Source organism: Epilithonimonas sp. UC225_85 (assembly GCF_042695135.1).
Lineage (GTDB): Bacteria > Bacteroidota > Bacteroidia > Flavobacteriales > Weeksellaceae > Epilithonimonas.
Genome location: NZ_CP170547.1, coordinates 400,700 through 419,052 on the forward strand (window position 1 = coordinate 400,700; position 18,353 = coordinate 419,052).

The following is an 18,353-nucleotide window of genomic DNA, read 5'->3' on the forward strand; positions in this document are numbered from 1 at the left end:
TTTAATGCTATGACACAGATCACGATCCAACTGAAAGACAAAGAAGAAGAAACTTTTGTAGAAACTTTTCTTAAGAAGATGAAAATCCGTTTTGAAAAAAATGAAGATGACGATTTTGAACTGACGGATGAAATGAAAAGGGTAATTGATGAAGCTTTGAAGGAAGATCGATCCCAATTTAGAGATGCATTTGAATCTTTGGAGGAAGTATCAAAGAAACATGGAATATAAAATCGAAGTTTCAAAATTGGCGACACAGAATATTGATGAGGCTATTGAATATTATAAAAAAGTATCGTCTTCTTCTGCAAAGAATCTCAAAAAGAGAATTTTTGAAGGCTATAAAATTTTAAAATTAAATCCTTTTTTTGCTACAAAATATAACAATGTTAGGGCATTACCTCTCAAAAAGTTCCCCTATATTCTGTTTTTTGATATTGATGAAGAAAACAAAATTGTAAGTATTCTCTCCGTTTTCTGTACCCATCAAAATCCGGAAAAGTATCCTTAAAAAATAAAATCTAAAAGTAAAAAGAAAGAAAAAATGGCACAAATTCTAGACGGACTAAAGGTCTCAAAAGAGGTAAAAGGTGAAATCAAAGAGGAAGTTGAAAGAATCCTCGCCAATAAGAAAAGAGCGCCGCATTTGGTGGCAATTCTGGTCGGTAATAATGGTGCAAGCAAAGCTTATGTGAACAGCAAAGTAAAAGACTGTGAGGAAGTTGGATTCCAATCAAGCTTGATTAAATTTCCAAGCACGGTTTCAGAATCGGAATTGCTGGAGAAAATCGATGAGCTAAACAAGTCAAAAGCTGTAGACGGTTTTATCGTTCAGTTGCCTTTGCCAAAACAAATTGATCAGGAAAAGATCATTATGGCTATCGATCCAAGAAAAGATGTGGATGGTTTTCATCCGGAGAATTTCGGCAAAATGGCTTTGGAAATGGACACTTTCCTACCTGCAACGCCATTTGGAATTTTGACCTTATTGGAAAGATATAATATCGAGACAAAAGGTAAAGACTGTGTGATCATTGGAAGAAGCAGAATCGTCGGGAAACCGATGAGCATCCTGATGGGAAGAAAAGATTTTCCTGGAAATTCTACCGTGACGCTAACGCACTCTTACACAGAACATATAGAAGAATATACAAAAAAGGCAGATATTGTGATCACGGCTTTGGGCGATCCTAATTTCCTGAAAGGAGATATGATCAAAAAAGGCGCTGTTATCGTAGATGTTGGAATAACTCGTGTAGAGGATGATTCTGAAAAAGGATATCATCTCGCCGGCGATGTAGATTTTGAAAGCTGTGCAGAAAAAGCAGATTGGATAACGCCTGTTCCTGGTGGAGTAGGACCAATGACGCGTGCAATGCTGATGAAAAATACCATTATTGCGTATAAAACTTCGGTTTATAATGATTAATAAAGCCTGATTTTTCAAAATTAATATTTTGGGAAGTTTCTTTTTTTGAAGGGAATTCGGGGAGAATAGAAAATGACAAAAGAACAAGAAGATATCTTATTAAAAGAAGGTAGAATGCTCCCAGTGATGGAACATTTTTACACTATTCAGGGAGAGGGGTTTCATGCTGGGAAAGCAGCCTATTTCATTCGTCTGGGCGGATGCGATGTCGGCTGTCATTGGTGCGATGTCAAGGAAAGCTGGGACCCGACGCTTCATCCGTTGATGAATACGGAAGAAATTGCAGAAACTGCTGCCAGACTATGTAAAACCATTGTTTTGACTGGTGGCGAGCCATTGATGTGGAATCTCGATATTTTAACTTCAAAGCTGAAAAAATTGGGTTGTACAATCCATATCGAAACTTCCGGCGCTTATCCAATGAGCGGACATCTGGACTGGATCACGCTTTCGCCAAAGAAAACCGGACTTCCATTGGCAGAAATTTATTCTAAAGCCAGTGAACTTAAAATGATCATTTTTAATCAGAATGATTTCAAATTTGCTGAAGAGCAAGGTAATAAAGTGAATGGAAATTGTGTTCTCTACCTTCAGAGTGAGTGGAGCAAACGTGATGCAATGTATCCTAAGATCACAGATTTTATTTTAGAAAACCCGCAATGGAGATCATCTATCCAAACACATAAATATTTGAATATTCCTTAAATTTGATTTAAGAATCGGCTTATTTTTATAATTTTAAAAATTTGAAAATGACAAAAAGAATCTGCAAAGGTTCTTTTTTATGTTGAAAAAGCCAAATTTAGCATGGATATTGTAATCATTTTCAAAACCATATTTTTAATAATTGTCGGTGATAAAAATGCACGCTGATATTTATCAGAAAAGAACTAATTTTGTTTTATGTTAAAACGACTATTTACGTCTATTGGAGAATATGTTATACTGTTGGGAAAGGCTATCAGCAAACCACAGAAAAGAAATGTATATCTCAAACTCCTGGTAAGAGAGTTTTATGATTTAGGAGTTAATTCCTTTGGATTGGTGCTCTTCACCTCTTTTTTTGTAGGTGCTGTTGTTGCTATTCAGATGTTTAATAACTTCAGCGCATCATCTTTTCCCATTCCCAATAGTTTTGTTGGCTATGCAACCAAGGTGGTTTTAATACTGGAATTTTCACCAACCATTATATCCGTAATTCTTGCCGGAAAAGTAGGATCTTACATTGCGTCCAGTATCGGAACAATGCGAGTCACAGAGCAGATAGATGCGTTGGATATTATGGGTGTCAACTCAGCTAATTTTTTGATTCTGCCAAAGATCGTAGCCAGTGTGGTTTTTAATCCCATATTGATTGCCATTAGTATCGTTGTCGGTATTTATGGTGGTTATATTGCCGGAGTTGCCACGGGAAGCTGGACAAAAGCAGATTATATAACCGGAATCCAGATGTATATGCCAACCTATTTTATCTGGTATGCTTTTGTTAAAACCGCTGCTTTTGCTTTTTTGATTGCAACTATTCCTGCTTATTTCGGGTATAATGTAAAGGGTGGTTCTTTGGAAGTAGGACGCGCCAGTACACAAGCTGTGGTCTGGACAATGATTGCCGTTATTATTATGAATTTAATATTAACCCAAATGTTACTCAGCTAATGATAGAAGTAAAAGAATTAAAAAAAAGCTTCAATAATGAGGTTGAGGTTCTTAAGGGTATTACAACAACGTTTGATACAGGAAAGGTCAATTTAATTATTGGGCAAAGTGGATCCGGTAAAACGGTTTTTCTAAAATCCCTGCTGAATGTTTATGAACCTTCCAGTGGCAGCATTTTATTTGACGGGCGGGATATTATGACAATGTCCCGGGAAGATAAACAGGTTCTAAGATCAGAGATCGGGACGGTTTTCCAGGGAAGTGCGCTTTTTGATTCTATGACGGTGGAGGAGAATATCAGTTTTCCATTGGACATGTTCACCAATCTGACTTACCGAGAGAAGAAAAGAAAGGTTCTGGAAGTTATCGGAAGAGTTAATCTTGATAAAGCCAACAAAAAATATCCTTCTGAAATATCCGGCGGAATGCAGAAAAGGGTAGCCATTGCGAGAGCTATCGTCAACAATCCGAAATATCTGTTCTGTGATGAGCCTAATTCGGGATTGGATCCCTATACTTCCAATGTGATCGATGATCTGCTTTTGGAAATTACAAGAGAGTACAACACGACTACAATCATCAATACCCACGATATGAACTCTGTTATGACGATTGGGGAAAAGATCCTTTATTTGAGATTGGGGATCAAAGAATGGGAAGGCGATAAAAATATGCTGACAACGGCAAAGAATAAAAATCTTATAGATTTCGTTTATTCATCAGAACTGTTCAAGCAGCTGAGAGAATTTATGTTGGAAAATGATCAAACAAGTTTAATTAACGATAAAACAGAAGACAACAATGAAAAAACTAATTAGTACGCTGGCTATATTCCTTGGAATGATGGCTTATTCGCAGGTGACATTTGGATTAAGAGCAAATGCTCTGTTGGATACATCATCCGCAAGCTGGGAGAATTTTAAAGGAGCAGTTAATACCGCAGTAGATACAAAAGGAGACAACTCAACAGGTTTTAATGTCGGTTTGGCTGCGAAAATAGACTTCCCTGTAAGTGGATGGTTTGTAATGCCGGAAATCTATTATACATCTTTCAAAAAAAGCGTTGAAACAACAGGAGACGTGGAAATAAAAGCTAAAAGTAACAGAATTGATGTTCCAGTTTTAGTAGGGCATAATTTTCTTTTAGGAAAATTGGCGGCTTTTGTAGGACCGGTAGCGTCTTATAATCTGTCAACAGACAATACGTATGCTGATTTCAAAGAAAACGGTACAAAAGAATTCACTGTTGGATACCAGTTTGGCGCACAGGCAACACTTTCAAAATTTGTCATCAATGCAAGATATGAGGGTGCTTTTTCCAAAGACAGCAGAAAGTTTATCAATACTGTTGCAGATGCTTCTGGAAACAATACTGAAATCAGATATGACAACCGTCCAAGTATGTTTATTTTAGGTATCGGTTATAACTTCAAATAATCTTTACTTTTAAAAATATGAGAAGGCTGGAAAAATTAATTTCCAGCCTTCTTCATATATAGACCTTAAAAATTCACAAACTCAATCCTGTGAGAAATTGATTTTGTTTTACAAATGTAAAGGCTATTCGTTAATTTTCTTTTAACTCAATAAATAAAAAACAGAACAATATTAATATGTTTTGTTTATTTTTGTCTCAAATTAACATTAACTGGAATGAAAGTAATTCTTGAACATATTTCTCCGGACGAAAATAGCTCTTTCCGGGTATTGCATATCAAGGATATTCCTATCTCAGAACTCAACTGGCAATATCACTATCACCCTGAAATTGAGATTGTTTGTGTTCTGAAAGGTAAGGGAACAAGACACGTTGGCTATCATAAAAGCCACTTTGAAGATGGTGCTTTGGCATTGATCGGGTCTAATATTCCGCATTCGGGTTTAGGACTCAATGCTACAGATCCTCACGAAGAAATCGTAATCTTGTTCAAAGAAGAAATCCTTTCTCTGCCGGAAGGCGAGCCTGACACCAATTCTATCAAAAGACTGCTGGAAATGTCAAGATACGGCGTTCTTTTTTCTTCAGAGGTCAAACAAAAGGCAATTCCCAAATTGGAAAACATTGCAAATGCCGAAGGTTACAAAAGATATCTGATGCTTCTGGATCTTCTTTTTGATCTATCCAAGACAGAAGACTTCGAATTGTTAAATACCGAAATAATGCCTTACACCATCGTTTCCAGAAACAGAAACAGGTTAGAAGCTGTTTTTACTTATGTGGAAAATGGCTATCAGAATGAGGTAGATATTCAGCAGGCTGCAGATTTGGCGAACCTGACTAAACCTGCTTTCTGTAATTTTTTCAAAAAAGCAACGTCTATTACCTTTGTAGAATTCGTGAACCGATACAGGATTGATAAAGCCTGCATTCTGCTTTCCCAAGAAAAAAGCATAGCAGAAAGCTGCTATGCTACAGGTTTTAATAATATTACTTATTTTAATAAGATATTTAAGAAATATACCAAGACAACGCCCGGTCAATTTATCAGAAGTCTTTAATTATAGACTTCCGGGATTCAAATTATTTTCAGTACGTTCTTTCTCCAATTCAGCTTTTTCTTTTTGAAGCTGTTTGAACTCTTGTCGCAACTGAGCTTCCTTTACAGCATTTCCTTTGCTCACATAGCCGACTAATCCGCCGATGATCAATCCAATTCCAATTCCGGAAAGTGCGCCATAGATGACTCTAAGATCGATCGCCATATCATTAAGGTAAAAAAGTAAAGCTCCCAGACCCAATAAAATGATACCAATTACAATTAAACTTTTCATCTTTAATTTTTTATAAATATAAGCTAAAAAATTATAGTTTACCTCCGGCAGCTTTATAATACTGCAGAGCTTTTGGCATATCGGCATTCAGGTCAGCGATTCTGTTAGCAGGATTCGGGTGGGTTGATAAGAATTCCGGCGTTTTGCTTCCTGTAGAAGATGCTTCCATTCTTTGCCAGAAAGCTGTTGCACTTCGTGGATCATAACCTGCCATTGCCATCAATTGAAGTCCCATTTCATCTGCTTCGGATTCTTGTTTTCTTCCGTATGCTAAAAGTCCTACCTGAGCGCCAACCGGATATACTTTTTCAAAGATCCCTGCCCATTGGCTGTTAGACATTGTTCCGCCAATCAGACTTCCACCATATTGGGCAAGCATTGCCTGAGAAATTCTTTCATTTCCATGACCTGCCAAAGCGTGGGAAACCTCGTGCCCCATTACAACCGCTACACCATTATCATCTTTGCAGACAGGCATTATTCCGGTGTAAAAAGCCACTTTTCCGCCAGGCATACACCATGCATTCAGTTGAGCATCCTGAATAAGATTGAACTCCCAACTGTAATTTGCCAGGTCAGATTCTCTGCCGATGTTTTTATAATAAGCGTAAGCCGCATTTTTTATTCTTGCACCTACATTTTTTATTCTGTTGGCATCTGCTGTTCCGGTCACTACTTTTGCGCCGGAAAGAGTAGTTCTGTATTCAGCAGCAGCAGCAGTAGCAATCTCGCTGTTGTTTGCAATTTGAAGAGAAGACCGTCCTGTAACAGGATTGGTAACGCAAGCTGTAACTCCCAGACCTGCCAGTAATAATGTCGAAATTTTTAGAATTTTCATCGTTTTGATTTTATTAATCTGTTTGTGTTTTACAAGTTTTATTCCAAAAAGTTATTCCTTATTCAGAAAGGCATCCCAGCCTTGTGCAGTCAGCGGAATCAATTGATTGGATCCTCTGGCGATCAGGAAATTACCTTCGTTATTTTCTGTGGCGTGACCGATAATCGTAAAGTCCGGATGATTTTTAATTTTATCAAAATCATTTGGAGAAATGGTGAAAAGCAATTCATAATCCTCACCCCCGTTAAGAGCCGCCATTGCGGGATTTAGGTTGAGTTCGTCTGCCGTATGAATAGAGGTTTCGTCCATCGGGATTTTTTCTTCATAAAGATTAAAACCAACTTTCGATTGATCTGACAAATGAAGTATTTCCGAAGCCAGACCATCAGAAACATCAATCATTGATGTGGGAAGAATGTCAAGTTCTGCTAATTTACTTTTGACATCAGTTCTGGCTTCCGGTTTCAGTTGTCTTTCCAGGATATAATCATAACCTTCCATTTCCGGCTGCATATTGGGATCGGCAAGAAAAACGGAATGTTCTCTTTCAAGAATTTGTAAGCCTAAATATGCACCTCCCAAATCTCCGGTCACGACCAAAAGATCGTTGGGTTTTGCACCGCTTCTTTTGACAATTTTTTCTTCTTTTTCAAGTCCGATAGCTGTGATGCTTAGTACCAAACCAGCGTTGGAACTTGTTGTGTCACCGCCAACTAGGTCAACTTTGTATCTGTTGCAGGCCAAAGTTATTCCTTCATAGATTTCTTCCAAAGCTTCTACAGGGAAACGATTGGAAACGGCGATAGAAACCAGGATTTGTGTAGGCGTTGCGTTCATTGCGGCAATGTCGCTGAGGTTTACTACAACAGCTTTGTAACCCAAGTGTTTCAAAGGAACATAACCAAGGTTGAAGTGAATTCCTTCTGCAAGCATATCGGTTGAAACAACCACTTTTTGGCCTTCAGCATCAATGATTGCTGCGTCATCGCCGATGGAAAGTTTTGTTGAGTTCTGAACGATTGGAAAATTTTCGGTCAGATGTTTTATCAAACCAAATTCGCCAAGCTTAGAAATAGGTGTGAGTTCTTGTGATTTATCTTCGAGCATTTTTTATATAATTGATTAATGATAGTTGATTAATAATGATGAAAGAGAAATCATCAAAATCTTAATATTTCTTACTTAAAATCTGTAAAAAAAGAAATGTCAATATTCTCCGGACGGAAAGGTAAAGTCTTGAGGAATTCTCTTGTAATAACATTCACATTCTCAGATTTGAATTCGTCCATTACTAAAATAATGTCTTCCGGCGGCGTTGTAATTTTTCTCAACATAATATCGATCCAGACTCCGGTTGCTTCGGCTGTCGCACAATGTGTTCCATCTGGTAGATAAAACTTGTGGATAAACTGATAGATAGAGCCGTCATCTGATATCGCAGCCACTTCCAATCCTACAAAAACTGTCTGATCTGCATAGATCTCTTTGAAGAAAGAATAACGCTCGTGCAGCATCACCGGACCAACGCCCCAACGGTTGAGCTGCGTCAATCCGATTTTATTTTTAGTAAGAAAAGCCATCCTCGTTTGCGAGCAGTAGTCAACATAAGTGGAGTTTCCCAAATGACGGTTCGCATCGATATCGCTCCATCTCACTTCAAATTTATGGTAATAAACAGACATGTTTTCGATTTTAATATTTCTTCAAAATTAACCATTTGAGATGGATCTTAAAAATGTAATTTTGTGCATCGAATACAAAGCAACGTAGTTGCTATATGTTTGTAGAAAAATTAGAAACACCAAATAAGAACTCCATCGGAGCGGCATATTGGTTTTATAAGATTTAATTAATGTCAAAAAAGAAAATAATAATCATTGGAGGAGGCGCTGCCGGATTTTTCACGGCTGCAAATCTTGACGAGGACAAATTTTATGTTACTATTCTGGAACAAAATTCTGATGTTCTGCAGAAAGTAAAAATCTCCGGAGGCGGACGCTGCAACGTGACGCACGCCTGTTTTGATCCAAGAGAACTGGTGAATTTCTATCCGCGGGGAAATCGTGAATTGCTAAGTGTTTTTACAAAGTTTCAGCCGGGCGATACAATGGATTGGTTCGAAACCAGAAATGTTCCTCTGAAAATCGAAAAAGACAATCGGATATTTCCCACCACAGATTCTTCTCAAAGCATTATCAATGCGATGATTAATGAAGTAAGGAATAAAAATTTTGAGATTAAAACACAGGTTTCCGTTTCTGAGATCATTAAAGAAAATGAAGGCTATCTAATTAAAACAAAACAAGGTGATTTCACAGCTGATATCGTAATTTATACAACAGGAAGCTCACCAAAATCCTTAAAATTAATTGAAAATCTCGGACATAAAATAGTAGAAGCCGTTCCTTCACTTTTTACTTTTAATATCAAAGATAATTTGCTGAAAGATCTTCCTGGAACGAGTTTTGAAAATGCGGAAGTGAGCATTCCAAGCTTAAAAACCGAAGAATCCGGACCGCTTCTCATTACGCATTGGGGGCTTTCCGGACCAGCTGTTTTGAAAATTTCGGCTTGGGAAGCAAGAAATCTGGCGAACCTGAAATATAATTTTGAGATTGAAGTTAATTTTATCTCAAAACTGATGTCCGAAGCTGAGGAATTATTGAAAGAATTCAAAAACAGCAATCCGAAAAGATCCATCGCACAGTCAAAAATCTTTGATGTAACCAATCGCTTTTGGAATAAAATTCTGGAGATTAATAACATCAATCCGGATAAACAAATTGCAAACCTCTCGAAAAACGAAATGGATCTGATTCTCGAAAATTTGTGTGAGAAAAAATTAAAGGTAACAGGTAAATCTACTTTCAAGGACGAGTTTGTGACTGCAGGAGGTGTCAACTTAAAGGAAATTAATTTCAAAAATATGTCTTCAAAACTTCTCCCTGATTTTTTTATAGCCGGGGAAGTGCTTGATATAGATGCGGTTACAGGTGGTTTTAACTTTCAGGCTTGTTGGAGTGAAGGTTGGTTGATATCACAATATCTTAACATTCTATAATCAAATCTTTTATTAACTTTGGCATTATATTTAATTTATTATATAAAAAATGAAAGTTTCAAAAAAATTATTTTGGGTATTATCGGTTTTTATCGTATTGGTTTCCTGCCAGACAAGAGTTGTTTCTCCAAACAAACCTTTTTATGACAACTCAATAGAACTTTATAAAAAATACACAATCCAGACTAAAGATGCAAAAAAACAAAAGATAGAGATTTTAAAAATTGATGCTACAAAGATCTATGGTAAAAATCAAGCCGGCGACAAAGTAGAGATTGAGAAAAGTGAGATTCGGGAAATCAGAAAACCCAACCTACTGACTTCCATTTTACTTGCTGTTTTTGCTGTTGGTGGCGTTATAGCGGTTATTTTTGTTCCCGTATAACCCAGGAGCAATGTTCAGGTTTATCAAATCCAGAATTGTAATCCCCAAAGCAATTATTGCAGTTACATTCGTTTACTTTTTTGGATTGATGCTGAAAATAACTTTAGACTACGTTCCTGTAAGTTCTAATGTGAGTTTCCTGATGATAAAACAAACCGAGGTCACTTCCCGGCCAGAATATCTCACTATTTTTTACGTTCACGTTTACAGCAGTATTTTCGCTTTGATGGCAGGATTTATTGCTGTTTTTTTTGATAAAAGCTTCAAATACCTCCATCGTTTTTCTGGTAGAATTTATGTGTTTGTCACTTTGTTATTTTCTTCTTTATCTGGTATTTATATAGGTGTTTTTGCCAATGGCGGATTGGTTTCCAAAGTTTCATTTGTATTGCTTGGCATTCTTTGGTTTTACACCACTTACCAATCATATATAGAAATCAGAAAAAGAAACTTTCTCCAGCACAAATTTTGGATGTGGCGAAGTTACGCACTTGCACTTTCTGCAATAACATTGCGGATGTGGAAAGTAATTTTGGTATATTTATTCCATCCCAATCCTATGGATGTTTACCAGATTATTGCCTGGCTTGGATGGATTCCGAACTTACTATTTGTACAATATTTAATCAAAAAACATAGAATGAGAACTAACATTTTAGCAGTCTGCACAATTTTTTTATTGTTGATTTCCTGTAAAAAAGAAGCCAAACCGGAAGAAAAAGGAAAATCTGATTCTTTAATTTCCAAAAAAAAGGTTAAGCAGGAATTCCATAAAGAATGGTACGGAATCTATACCGGCGATTTTAATTCCAAATCTGTTCCTACAGAATATGGCAGCCAAATCGATGAATATAAAAAGATCTCGGTCAAGCTAAACAGGATTACAAAAGACAGTGTTTACGGCTATTCTGTAGTCAATGGCAATCAAAGACCTTTCCGTGGAATTATTAATGAAAACACTTTAAGCTTAATTCTGGATGAACCGGGAAATGATAAATCAGATGGAAGATTCAAGCTAAAAATGAAAGAAGACAGTTTGACTGGAGATTGGGTGGCCTTTAATAAAACTGCTATAAAATCACCTGAAAAGATTCTGAAACTTTCCAGAAGAGAGTTTGCGTATAATCCAAATTTTATGATTTCCAAAGACCAGTCCGAAGGCGATTATGAAAATCCTGTAGACTGGAACGGCGGAAAAGTGAAGAAAAATTCTTTTGTGAATGATGAAGGAAAAACGGAAACTTACGAGAATACGGTTTACAGAAGTGCATCGGATAAAGTATTTGAGATCAATGCTTCCAAACAAAAACTCACCGAGAAAGGGTTAAAAAACCTGAGAAAACTGGATCTTCAGATCATTAGAAATACTGTTTTTGCCCGTCACGGGTATTCATTCAAAAAAGAAACATACCGTCAGTTTTTTGAAAATACAGATTGGTATGTGCCTGTTTCCAATAATGTAGATGCTGATCTTACACCCCTCGAAAAAGAAAACGTAGCGTTGCTGGCTCGTCTGGAGAAATACGCCGAGGATCATTATGATACTTTTGGAAGATAAAATTTGCATTCGATTAAATATAAAATCACACAACCTGCAAAATAGCAAAGAATATCTATCCAGCTGAAAGAGTTTCCCAGAACGATCATCACGATCCTGTTGTCTTTGAATCCCAATAGTTCTCCAAAGTGGAAATACTGAAGAAACTCTATCAGACAGGAAAAAATAAAGATTCCAGAAATCAACTTTAATGATTCAAAATCGAAGAATGCTTTGATGAAATAATACATCAGCATTACGACAAAAACATCACCGAGATAAGCTCTGACGAAAAAAATGTCTTTCAACTTGGTGGCAATAAGAACTTCGACAACGAAAATCAGTATGACAATCAGGAAATATTTTAAGTTGAATTTCATAGAAAGAATTTAGAATTGGGATATTTGACTTTTCGATATTCCAGGTAGGCAACGATGCTGTAATATCCGACAAAAAGGAATACTTTTCCTGCAGTTGACATCAAAACGCCGTCGCCTACTTTCTCGTGATGCAGAATTCCTATTTTATCCAAAACCGATTCTGTAACTGTAACTACAAAACCGACAGGAAAAACCAGGAAAAAACGATATGTTTTTGCTCTTCCAAAAGCTGTTTTCTCATCTGGATTCAGATTGAAAAACAAAAAATGGTTTGCCAAAAAAATTGCAATGAATGTATTGAAATATACGGAGTTAAATCCAAATTCGGAGAAGAAATAAACCAGAGCGGCAATCAATATTAAGATTAAAATGATTCGCCTTATTCTGTCCGGAAAATAAATTAAAATAATGATCGGAATTGCCAAAAAAACATCAAAAAACCACAGATAAATATAATTTTTCTCAATATCAGATCCTTGGGAATTTGGAAATATTGCGATAAAAATATACTGCACAGCAAGCAATCCAAATGCAATAGCTGTTTCATATTTCGAAAAGAAATTGTGTGTTTCTAAAATTTTGGTGTTTCCCAGAATGATGATTTGTAATGATTCAAATTTAAAAATAGTATTTGACATATCAATCAAAATAACAATTCCATAATTAGATTTACTTTTCCAATAATGATAAATTTGGATAAATAATTTTCGGTTTGATTTTTGACCAAATCATTATTATATAACCATAAAATTTATTACTATGAAAAAGTTATTTTTAATCAGTTCATTAGCGTTATTTTCAACAGGCTGCATTCCAGACAAAGACAAACGTGAACAGCGCAAAGACGATCACAGTGCGGAACATATGAGAAATAAAGGGGTGGATTCAACGGCATTTTCGACAGATTCTAAGAAAGTGGATACAGTTGCGGTTAAAAAAGATTCAGCGAAATAAATATTCCGGTTCGAAAGAATCGGGTTTTTTTATGAAAAATTGTTGAAATGGAATTAAAGATTTTATATTTGAGCAAAATTCAAAGATGAAAAAGACTTTACTATTTCTTACATTATTTTTTAGTCTGAGTGTTTTCTCACAAGAGAGAACCCAAACACAAGAACTCGTAGAAACAAAAGTTGATAAAGCTGCAGAGTTTCCTGGTGGATTGAACGCTTTTCGTAACGAGTTATCAAAAAAGTTTGATCCCAAAAATACTTTTCATGGTAGTGGGACTTATCAGACACTTATCACATTTACTATTGACGAAAATGGATCAATAAGTCAGGTACTTGCTACTGGAAAAAACGATTCTTTCAATGTAGAAGTAGTAAAAACATTTAAGAAAATTAAAACGAAATGGACTCCGGGAATGTCTGGTGGAAATCCAGTGAAAACTCATTGTAAATTTCCATTCATAATGGATTTTATGAATTAATTATTTCCCAATCATTTTCTTAATAGAATTAAGCTTCATCAGAGCTTCAATCGGCGTCAAAGTATTGATGTCGATTTTAGTCAATTCTTCACGGATATTTTCCAGAACAGGATCGTCTAATTGGAAGAAAGAAAGCTGAAGATTTTCTTCGGTCACACGTTTTATTTTATCACCGGAATCTTGTGTTGATCTGTTGGATTCCAAAGTTTTCAAAATTTCATTCGCTCGATTCACAACTTTCGAAGGCATTCCTGCCAACTTCGCCACATGAATACCAAAACTATGTTCGCTTCCGCCAGAAATTAATTTTCTCAAAAATATAATTGTTCCTTTCGCTTCCTGAATGGAGACATGAAAATTCTTAATTCTCTCAAAATTAATGGACATTTCGTTCAGTTCGTGGTAATGCGTGGCAAATAAAGTTTTCGGCTGCGTCGGATGCTGGTGAAGATATTCTGCAATCGCCCAGGCAATGGAAACACCGTCATAGGTGGAAGTTCCACGTCCGATTTCGTCCAATAAAATCAAACTTCTGTCCGAGATATTATTAAGGATATTCGCAGCTTCATTCATCTCTACCATAAACGTAGATTCGCCAGCGGAAAGATTATCCGAGGCTCCAACTCTTGTGAAAATTTTGTCTAAAGTCCCAATCTCAGCATGTTTTGCAGGAACAAAACTTCCGATTTGTGCCAATAAAGAAATGATTGCTGTTTGTCTCAGAATTGCCGATTTACCCGCCATATTCGGTCCGGTTACCATGATGATCTGCTGAGAATCTCTGTCCAGAAAAACATCATTCGGAATGTAAGATTCGCCGAGTGGCAAAGATTTTTCAATGATTGGATGTCGTCCTTCCTGAATGTTGATCGAGAAAGAATCATTAAGGATTGGTTTTGTATAATTATCCTCAACAGACAGTTCAGACAGCCCAACGGCACAATCCAATTCACCTATCAGTTTTGAATTTTCCTGTAATTGATCAATATAAATCATTACGTTTTCGCAGACATTTCTGTAAAGTTTAAATTCAAGTGCACTGATTTTATCGGTGGCACCCAAGATCTGAGTTTCGTATTCTTTCAGTTCTTCGGTAATGTATCTTTCAGCATTCACCAGGGTTTGCTTTCTGATCCATTCTACAGGAACTTTGTCTTTATGTGTATTTCTAACTTCGATGTAATAGCCAAAAACGCCATTAAAATCGATTTTCAGGCTCGATATTCCGGTTCTTTCTATTTCGCGCTGGCACATTTCGTCCAGGAAACCGCGACCTTTATTTTGAAGATTTCTCAGATGATCGAGTTCTTCAGAGATCTTTTCGCGGATTACATTTCCTTTGTTGATGTTAACCGGAAGTTCATCATTCAGATGATTTTTTATGAAATCAATTAATTCATTAAGGTTAATAATCGGATCCAGCCAGGCCAAGACATCTGGGAATTTTAAGAGCTTGGTTCTGATTTCCTGAATATTAACAACCGATTGACGGAGGTAACCTAATTCTTTAGGTGAAATTTTTTCAGCGGCTAATTTTCCTATCAAACGATCAAGATCAGAAATGCCTTTCAACAGATCCTTGATCTCGTATTTTAAAGAATCCTCTTTGTTCAGAAACTCGATGAGGCTGAGTCTTCTATTAATGTCACCGATGTTTTTTAATGGAAGAATTATTCGTCTTCTCAACAATCTTCCGCCCATTGGCGTGCACGTTTTATCGATAATGTCAAGAAGCGATTTTCCCTGCTGACTGGCAGAATAAACGATTTCCAGATTCCTCAAAGTAAAACCGTCCATCATCAGATAATCGTCCTGAGGAATCAGATTAATTCTTGTAATGTGTTGAAGAAGAGAGTGATGTGTGTCTTCTACTAAATAGGCGAAAATAGCACCGGCTGCAGTTACGCCCAACTTATGTTCCTCGATCCCAAAACCTTTTAATGATTGTGTTTTGAAATGCGAGGTCAGCTTTTCGTAAGCGTAAGGATATCGGAAAGCCCAATCCTCCAGCTTAAAAGCACTTTTGTTCTTTAATTGAGTCGGAAGTTCAGTGGTTCTTTGATAGATAATTTCACTCGGATCAAAAGTGTGAACGATGTGAAGCAATTTCTCCAGATTACCTTCGCTCACAAGAAATTCTCCCGTGGAAACATCCACCAAAGCCAATCCGTATTTTTCTTTTTCTTTGTGAAGAGAAAGCAGGAAATTATTTTTCTTGGAACTCAGAACCTGGTCATTGAAAGTAACTCCGGGTGTAACTAATTCTGTAACACCACGTTTTACAATGCCTTTCACAGTTTTCGGATCTTCAAGCTGGTCGCAGATCGCAACACGCAATCCGGCTCTCACGAGTTTTGGCAAATAAGAATCCACGGAATGGTGCGGAAATCCTGCTAATTCAATATGACCTTCTCCATTGGCTCTTTTGGTCAGAACAATACCAAGAATCTGAGAAGTTCTGATGGCGTCCTGCCCAAAAGTCTCATAGAAATCTCCCACGCGGAACAGCAAAAGTGCATCAGGATATCTTGCCTTGATGGTGTTGTATTGCGTCATTAACGGAGTTTCTTTCTTAGCCAATTGTCAGTTTTTTAGAAGCGCTAAAATACGAAATTAATTCAGAGAATATATGGACTGTAAAAAGCAGATGGTTTGTTTTCGACATCTTTTGTGGGCTTTGTTTCTTTGTCTTTTGCACAGATTTACTAAAATTTTGAAAATATCAATATAAACCTGATGATACTTCAAAAGAAAATTAAAAATAATACGTTTAATTCTTAAATTTGGCTAATGAAAAAATACCTTTATCTACTTGTTATATCATTTTCTCTGATAAGCTGTTATACCTATAGGTCTAATGCAGAAAAGGATGTGGCATCAAAAAACACAGCAGAAGCGCCGGTAAAATCGAATGTTCCGGCAGCACAGTCCATTTCTAATCCTCAGGTAGATCTTACAGCAACTGAATCTAAAAGTCCGAGAAAACCAAAAAATGAGGTAAAAAATCCGGCTCCAAAATCAACGAATATTCAGGAAATGCTGGAGGCTAATAAATATTTTAAAATAGATGTAGCAGACAAAAGTTATAAAATACAAGTCGTTAAATGGGATAGCGATACTTTGGTAGCGCACGTTATCCATAAGCCGAAAAAGATTCTTAAATTCCACAAAAACCAAATTAATCAGAGTACAATTGCGGAGAGACGTTTCTCTCAGCCAACAGCAGATATTATTACAGTTGTTGCTTATGCTGCGATTGGTGTAGGAATTTGGGCACTGGTTAAATAATTCATCTTAAGAAATCAAGCATTTGTTTAATTTTAAATCGATATCATAAATAATATCTGTCAGAATTTATTTATAGTTATTCCAAATAATCTCATATTTGTAGAAACAAAAGCTAGAAACCATATTTATTATTAGACTTTTGAATATAATCTACTGATTTACAATGAAGATCGAGCAAATATATACAGGATGTCTCGCACAAGGTGCGTACTACATCGTTTCCGAAAACGAAGCAGCGATCATTGATCCGTTGAGAGAAATCAAACCTTATCTCGACCGTCTGGAAAAAGATAAAGTGAAACTCAAATATATTTTTGAGACACATTTCCACGCCGATTTTGTTTCCGGACATCTGGATCTTTCTAAAAAAACAGATGCGCCAATTGTTTACGGACCAACTGCAAAACCGGAGTTCGAAGCCATAATTGCAGAAGATGAGCAGGTTTTTGAAATTGGGAAAATTAAAATAAAAGTTTTACACACACCAGGACATACGCTGGAAAGTTCAACTTATCTTCTGATTGACGAAAATGGAAAGGAAACAGCCATTTTCTCAGGCGATACTTTATTTTTAGGTGACGTTGGAAGACCGGATCTGGCCCAGAAATCGGGTGAAATTACAGAAAGAGATCTTGCCGGGATGTTATACGAAAGTCTTCACAGCAAGATTTTACCTTTGGACGATGCTATAACGGTTTATCCGGCTCATGGCGCTGGTTCCGCGTGCGGAAAAAATATGCAGAAGGAAACGGTTGATACTCTGGGAAATCAGAAAAAGACCAATTATGCACTGAATCAACCAACCAAAGAAAGCTTTATTGATGAAGTTCTTGATGGGTTGACAGCACCTCCAAAATATTTCGGGATGAACGTTGCGCTGAATAAAGGCGGCTACGAAAGTTTTGAACAAGTCTTGAAAAAAGGAAATAATCCATTATCAGTAGAAGATTTTGAGACCGCAGCTGAAGAAACAGGAGCATTAATTCTGGATACAAGAAGTGCGGCAGATTTCCATAAAGGTTTTGTTCCAAATTCTATTAATATCGGTATCAAAGGAGATTTTGCACCTTGGGTTGGTGCGATGATCGTAGATGTTCAGCAGCCTATTATTTTAGTTTCAGATCTTGGAACGGAAGAAGAAGTGATCACAAGATTAAGCAGAGTTGGTTTTGATAATGTGGTTGGATTTTTGGAAGGCAGTTTTGAAAGCTGGAAAAAATCAAGGAAGGAAATCGATGAGATTAAAAGAATTTCCGCAGAACAGTTTGTTTTAGAATATACTGAAGGTCAGAAAGTTATAGACGTCAGAAAAGAAACAGAATACGAAGCGGAACACATCGATGAAGCCTACAGCAAACCATTGGCTTACATTAATGATTGGGTGAATGCGATCGATAATTCAGAGCATTTTTATATTCATTGTGCGGGTGGTTACAGAAGTATGATTGCGGCAAGTATTTTGCAGTCAAGAGGTTATAGGAATTTTACAGAAGTTGACGGTGGTTTTAATGCTATTAAGAAATTCGACAAAGTTCCGTTGAGTAGTTTTGTTTGTCAGACAAAAACGCTTTAAAA

22 protein-coding genes are annotated in these 18,353 nt (G+C 36.6%); 15 read left to right on the top strand and 7 right to left on the bottom strand.

What is annotated here, in order from left to right; translation table 11 throughout:
- Positions 1-9: 9 nt before the first annotated feature.
- The 8 genes from ACFJGY_RS01975 (at position 10) to ACFJGY_RS02010 (ending at position 5,584) form a co-directional block, all read left to right on the top strand.
- Complete coding sequence (locus ACFJGY_RS01975; protein WP_379967541.1) at positions 10-231, top strand: hypothetical protein; 222 nt, start codon at positions 10-12, stop codon at positions 229-231.
- On the top strand, positions 221-511 hold the full coding sequence (locus ACFJGY_RS01980) for a type II toxin-antitoxin system RelE/ParE family toxin (RefSeq protein WP_379967544.1): 291 nt from the start codon (positions 221-223) through the stop codon (positions 509-511). The genes ACFJGY_RS01975 and ACFJGY_RS01980 overlap by 11 nt, the downstream gene beginning before the upstream one ends.
- A 33-nt stretch (positions 512-544) precedes the next feature.
- On the top strand, positions 545-1,429 hold the full coding sequence (locus ACFJGY_RS01985) for a bifunctional 5,10-methylenetetrahydrofolate dehydrogenase/5,10-methenyltetrahydrofolate cyclohydrolase (protein WP_379967547.1): 885 nt from the start codon (positions 545-547) through the stop codon (positions 1,427-1,429).
- 72 nt (positions 1,430-1,501) lie between these two features.
- Entirely contained in the window at positions 1,502-2,134 is a 633-nt protein-coding gene (locus ACFJGY_RS01990) for a 7-carboxy-7-deazaguanine synthase QueE (protein ID WP_379967550.1), read from the top strand.
- Between the two features lie 198 nt (positions 2,135-2,332).
- A complete protein-coding gene (locus ACFJGY_RS01995; protein ID WP_379967553.1) occupies positions 2,333-3,085 on the top strand; it encodes an MlaE family ABC transporter permease in 753 nt (250 codons plus the stop codon).
- A complete protein-coding gene (locus ACFJGY_RS02000) occupies positions 3,085-3,903 on the top strand; it encodes an ABC transporter ATP-binding protein (protein WP_379967556.1) in 819 nt (272 codons plus the stop codon). The genes ACFJGY_RS01995 and ACFJGY_RS02000 overlap by 1 nt, the downstream gene beginning before the upstream one ends.
- Positions 3,887-4,522, top strand: a complete 636-nt coding sequence (locus ACFJGY_RS02005; RefSeq protein WP_379967559.1) for an outer membrane beta-barrel protein — start codon at positions 3,887-3,889, stop codon at positions 4,520-4,522. Before ACFJGY_RS02000 ends, ACFJGY_RS02005 begins: the two co-directional genes overlap by 17 nt.
- Positions 4,523-4,738: 216 nt before the next feature.
- Positions 4,739-5,584 carry an AraC family transcriptional regulator gene (locus ACFJGY_RS02010; protein ID WP_379967562.1) on the top strand — a complete coding sequence of 282 codons (846 nt, stop codon included), beginning with the start codon at positions 4,739-4,741 and terminating at the stop codon, positions 5,582-5,584.
- On the opposite strand, the gene ACFJGY_RS02015 is transcribed toward ACFJGY_RS02010, so the two are convergent.
- From ACFJGY_RS02015 to ACFJGY_RS02030, 4 genes are all read right to left on the bottom strand, one after another.
- Entirely contained in the window at positions 5,585-5,857 is a 273-nt protein-coding gene (locus tag ACFJGY_RS02015) for a hypothetical protein (protein WP_379967565.1), read from the bottom strand. It lies immediately after the preceding gene.
- Between the two features lie 31 nt (positions 5,858-5,888).
- Positions 5,889-6,695, bottom strand: a complete 807-nt coding sequence (locus tag ACFJGY_RS02020; protein WP_379967568.1) for a M48 family metallopeptidase — start codon at positions 6,693-6,695, stop codon at positions 5,889-5,891.
- A 51-nt stretch (positions 6,696-6,746) separates the two neighbouring features.
- Positions 6,747-7,802, bottom strand: a complete 1,056-nt coding sequence (gene thiL / locus ACFJGY_RS02025) for a thiamine-phosphate kinase (protein ID WP_379967571.1) — start codon at positions 7,800-7,802, stop codon at positions 6,747-6,749.
- A 71-nt stretch (positions 7,803-7,873) separates the two neighbouring features.
- Positions 7,874-8,377: an acyl-CoA thioesterase gene (locus tag ACFJGY_RS02030; protein ID WP_379967574.1), complete on the bottom strand. Its 504-nt coding sequence runs from the start codon at positions 8,375-8,377 to the stop codon at positions 7,874-7,876.
- A gap of 170 nt (positions 8,378-8,547) precedes the next feature.
- On the opposite strand from ACFJGY_RS02030, the gene ACFJGY_RS02035 reads away from it, so the two are divergent.
- Genes ACFJGY_RS02035 through ACFJGY_RS02045 form a run of 3 tightly spaced genes read left to right on the top strand, consistent with a single transcriptional unit; the run spans position 8,548 to position 11,699 of the window.
- Positions 8,548-9,756, top strand: coding sequence for an NAD(P)/FAD-dependent oxidoreductase (locus ACFJGY_RS02035; RefSeq protein ID WP_379967577.1), 1,209 nt, complete (start codon positions 8,548-8,550; stop codon positions 9,754-9,756).
- A 49-nt stretch (positions 9,757-9,805) separates the two neighbouring features.
- Positions 9,806-10,141: a bacteriophage spanin2 family protein gene (locus ACFJGY_RS02040; RefSeq protein ID WP_379967580.1), complete on the top strand. Its 336-nt coding sequence runs from the start codon at positions 9,806-9,808 to the stop codon at positions 10,139-10,141.
- A 10-nt stretch (positions 10,142-10,151) separates the two neighbouring features.
- Positions 10,152-11,699: a DUF2306 domain-containing protein gene (locus ACFJGY_RS02045; protein ID WP_379967583.1), complete on the top strand. Its 1,548-nt coding sequence runs from the start codon at positions 10,152-10,154 to the stop codon at positions 11,697-11,699.
- Here the strand turns inward: ACFJGY_RS02045 and ACFJGY_RS02050 are convergent.
- Both ACFJGY_RS02050 and ACFJGY_RS02055 read right to left on the bottom strand, forming a co-directional pair.
- Positions 11,678-12,058, bottom strand: a complete 381-nt coding sequence (locus tag ACFJGY_RS02050) for a DUF2809 domain-containing protein (RefSeq protein WP_379967586.1) — start codon at positions 12,056-12,058, stop codon at positions 11,678-11,680. The genes ACFJGY_RS02045 and ACFJGY_RS02050 overlap by 22 nt on opposite strands.
- Positions 12,055-12,696 carry a hypothetical protein gene (locus tag ACFJGY_RS02055; protein WP_379967589.1) on the bottom strand — a complete coding sequence of 214 codons (642 nt, stop codon included), beginning with the start codon at positions 12,694-12,696 and terminating at the stop codon, positions 12,055-12,057. The genes ACFJGY_RS02050 and ACFJGY_RS02055 overlap by 4 nt, the downstream gene beginning before the upstream one ends.
- 121 nt (positions 12,697-12,817) lie before the next feature.
- Here ACFJGY_RS02055 and ACFJGY_RS02060 point away from each other — a divergent pair, with 121 nt between their 5' ends.
- Complete coding sequence (locus tag ACFJGY_RS02060; RefSeq protein WP_379967592.1) at positions 12,818-13,012, top strand: hypothetical protein; 195 nt, start codon at positions 12,818-12,820, stop codon at positions 13,010-13,012.
- Between the two features lie 85 nt (positions 13,013-13,097).
- Positions 13,098-13,490 carry an energy transducer TonB gene (locus ACFJGY_RS02065; protein WP_379967595.1) on the top strand — a complete coding sequence of 131 codons (393 nt, stop codon included), beginning with the start codon at positions 13,098-13,100 and terminating at the stop codon, positions 13,488-13,490.
- On the opposite strand, the gene mutS is transcribed toward ACFJGY_RS02065, so the two are convergent.
- The gene (gene mutS, locus ACFJGY_RS02070) at positions 13,491-16,046 is read right to left on the bottom strand and encodes a DNA mismatch repair protein MutS (protein ID WP_379970079.1); all 2,556 of its coding nucleotides are present in this window, start codon (positions 16,044-16,046) and stop codon (positions 13,491-13,493) included.
- A gap of 234 nt (positions 16,047-16,280) precedes the next feature.
- Between mutS and ACFJGY_RS02075 the strand changes: the two genes are divergently transcribed.
- Both ACFJGY_RS02075 and ACFJGY_RS02080 read left to right on the top strand, forming a co-directional pair.
- A complete protein-coding gene (locus tag ACFJGY_RS02075; protein WP_379967598.1) occupies positions 16,281-16,778 on the top strand; it encodes a hypothetical protein in 498 nt (165 codons plus the stop codon).
- A 163-nt stretch (positions 16,779-16,941) separates the two neighbouring features.
- Positions 16,942-18,351 (top strand): rhodanese-like domain-containing protein, encoded by a 1,410-nt coding sequence (locus tag ACFJGY_RS02080; RefSeq protein ID WP_379967601.1) that lies wholly within the window; start codon positions 16,942-16,944, stop codon positions 18,349-18,351.
- The last annotated feature ends 2 nt before the right edge of the window (positions 18,352-18,353 follow it).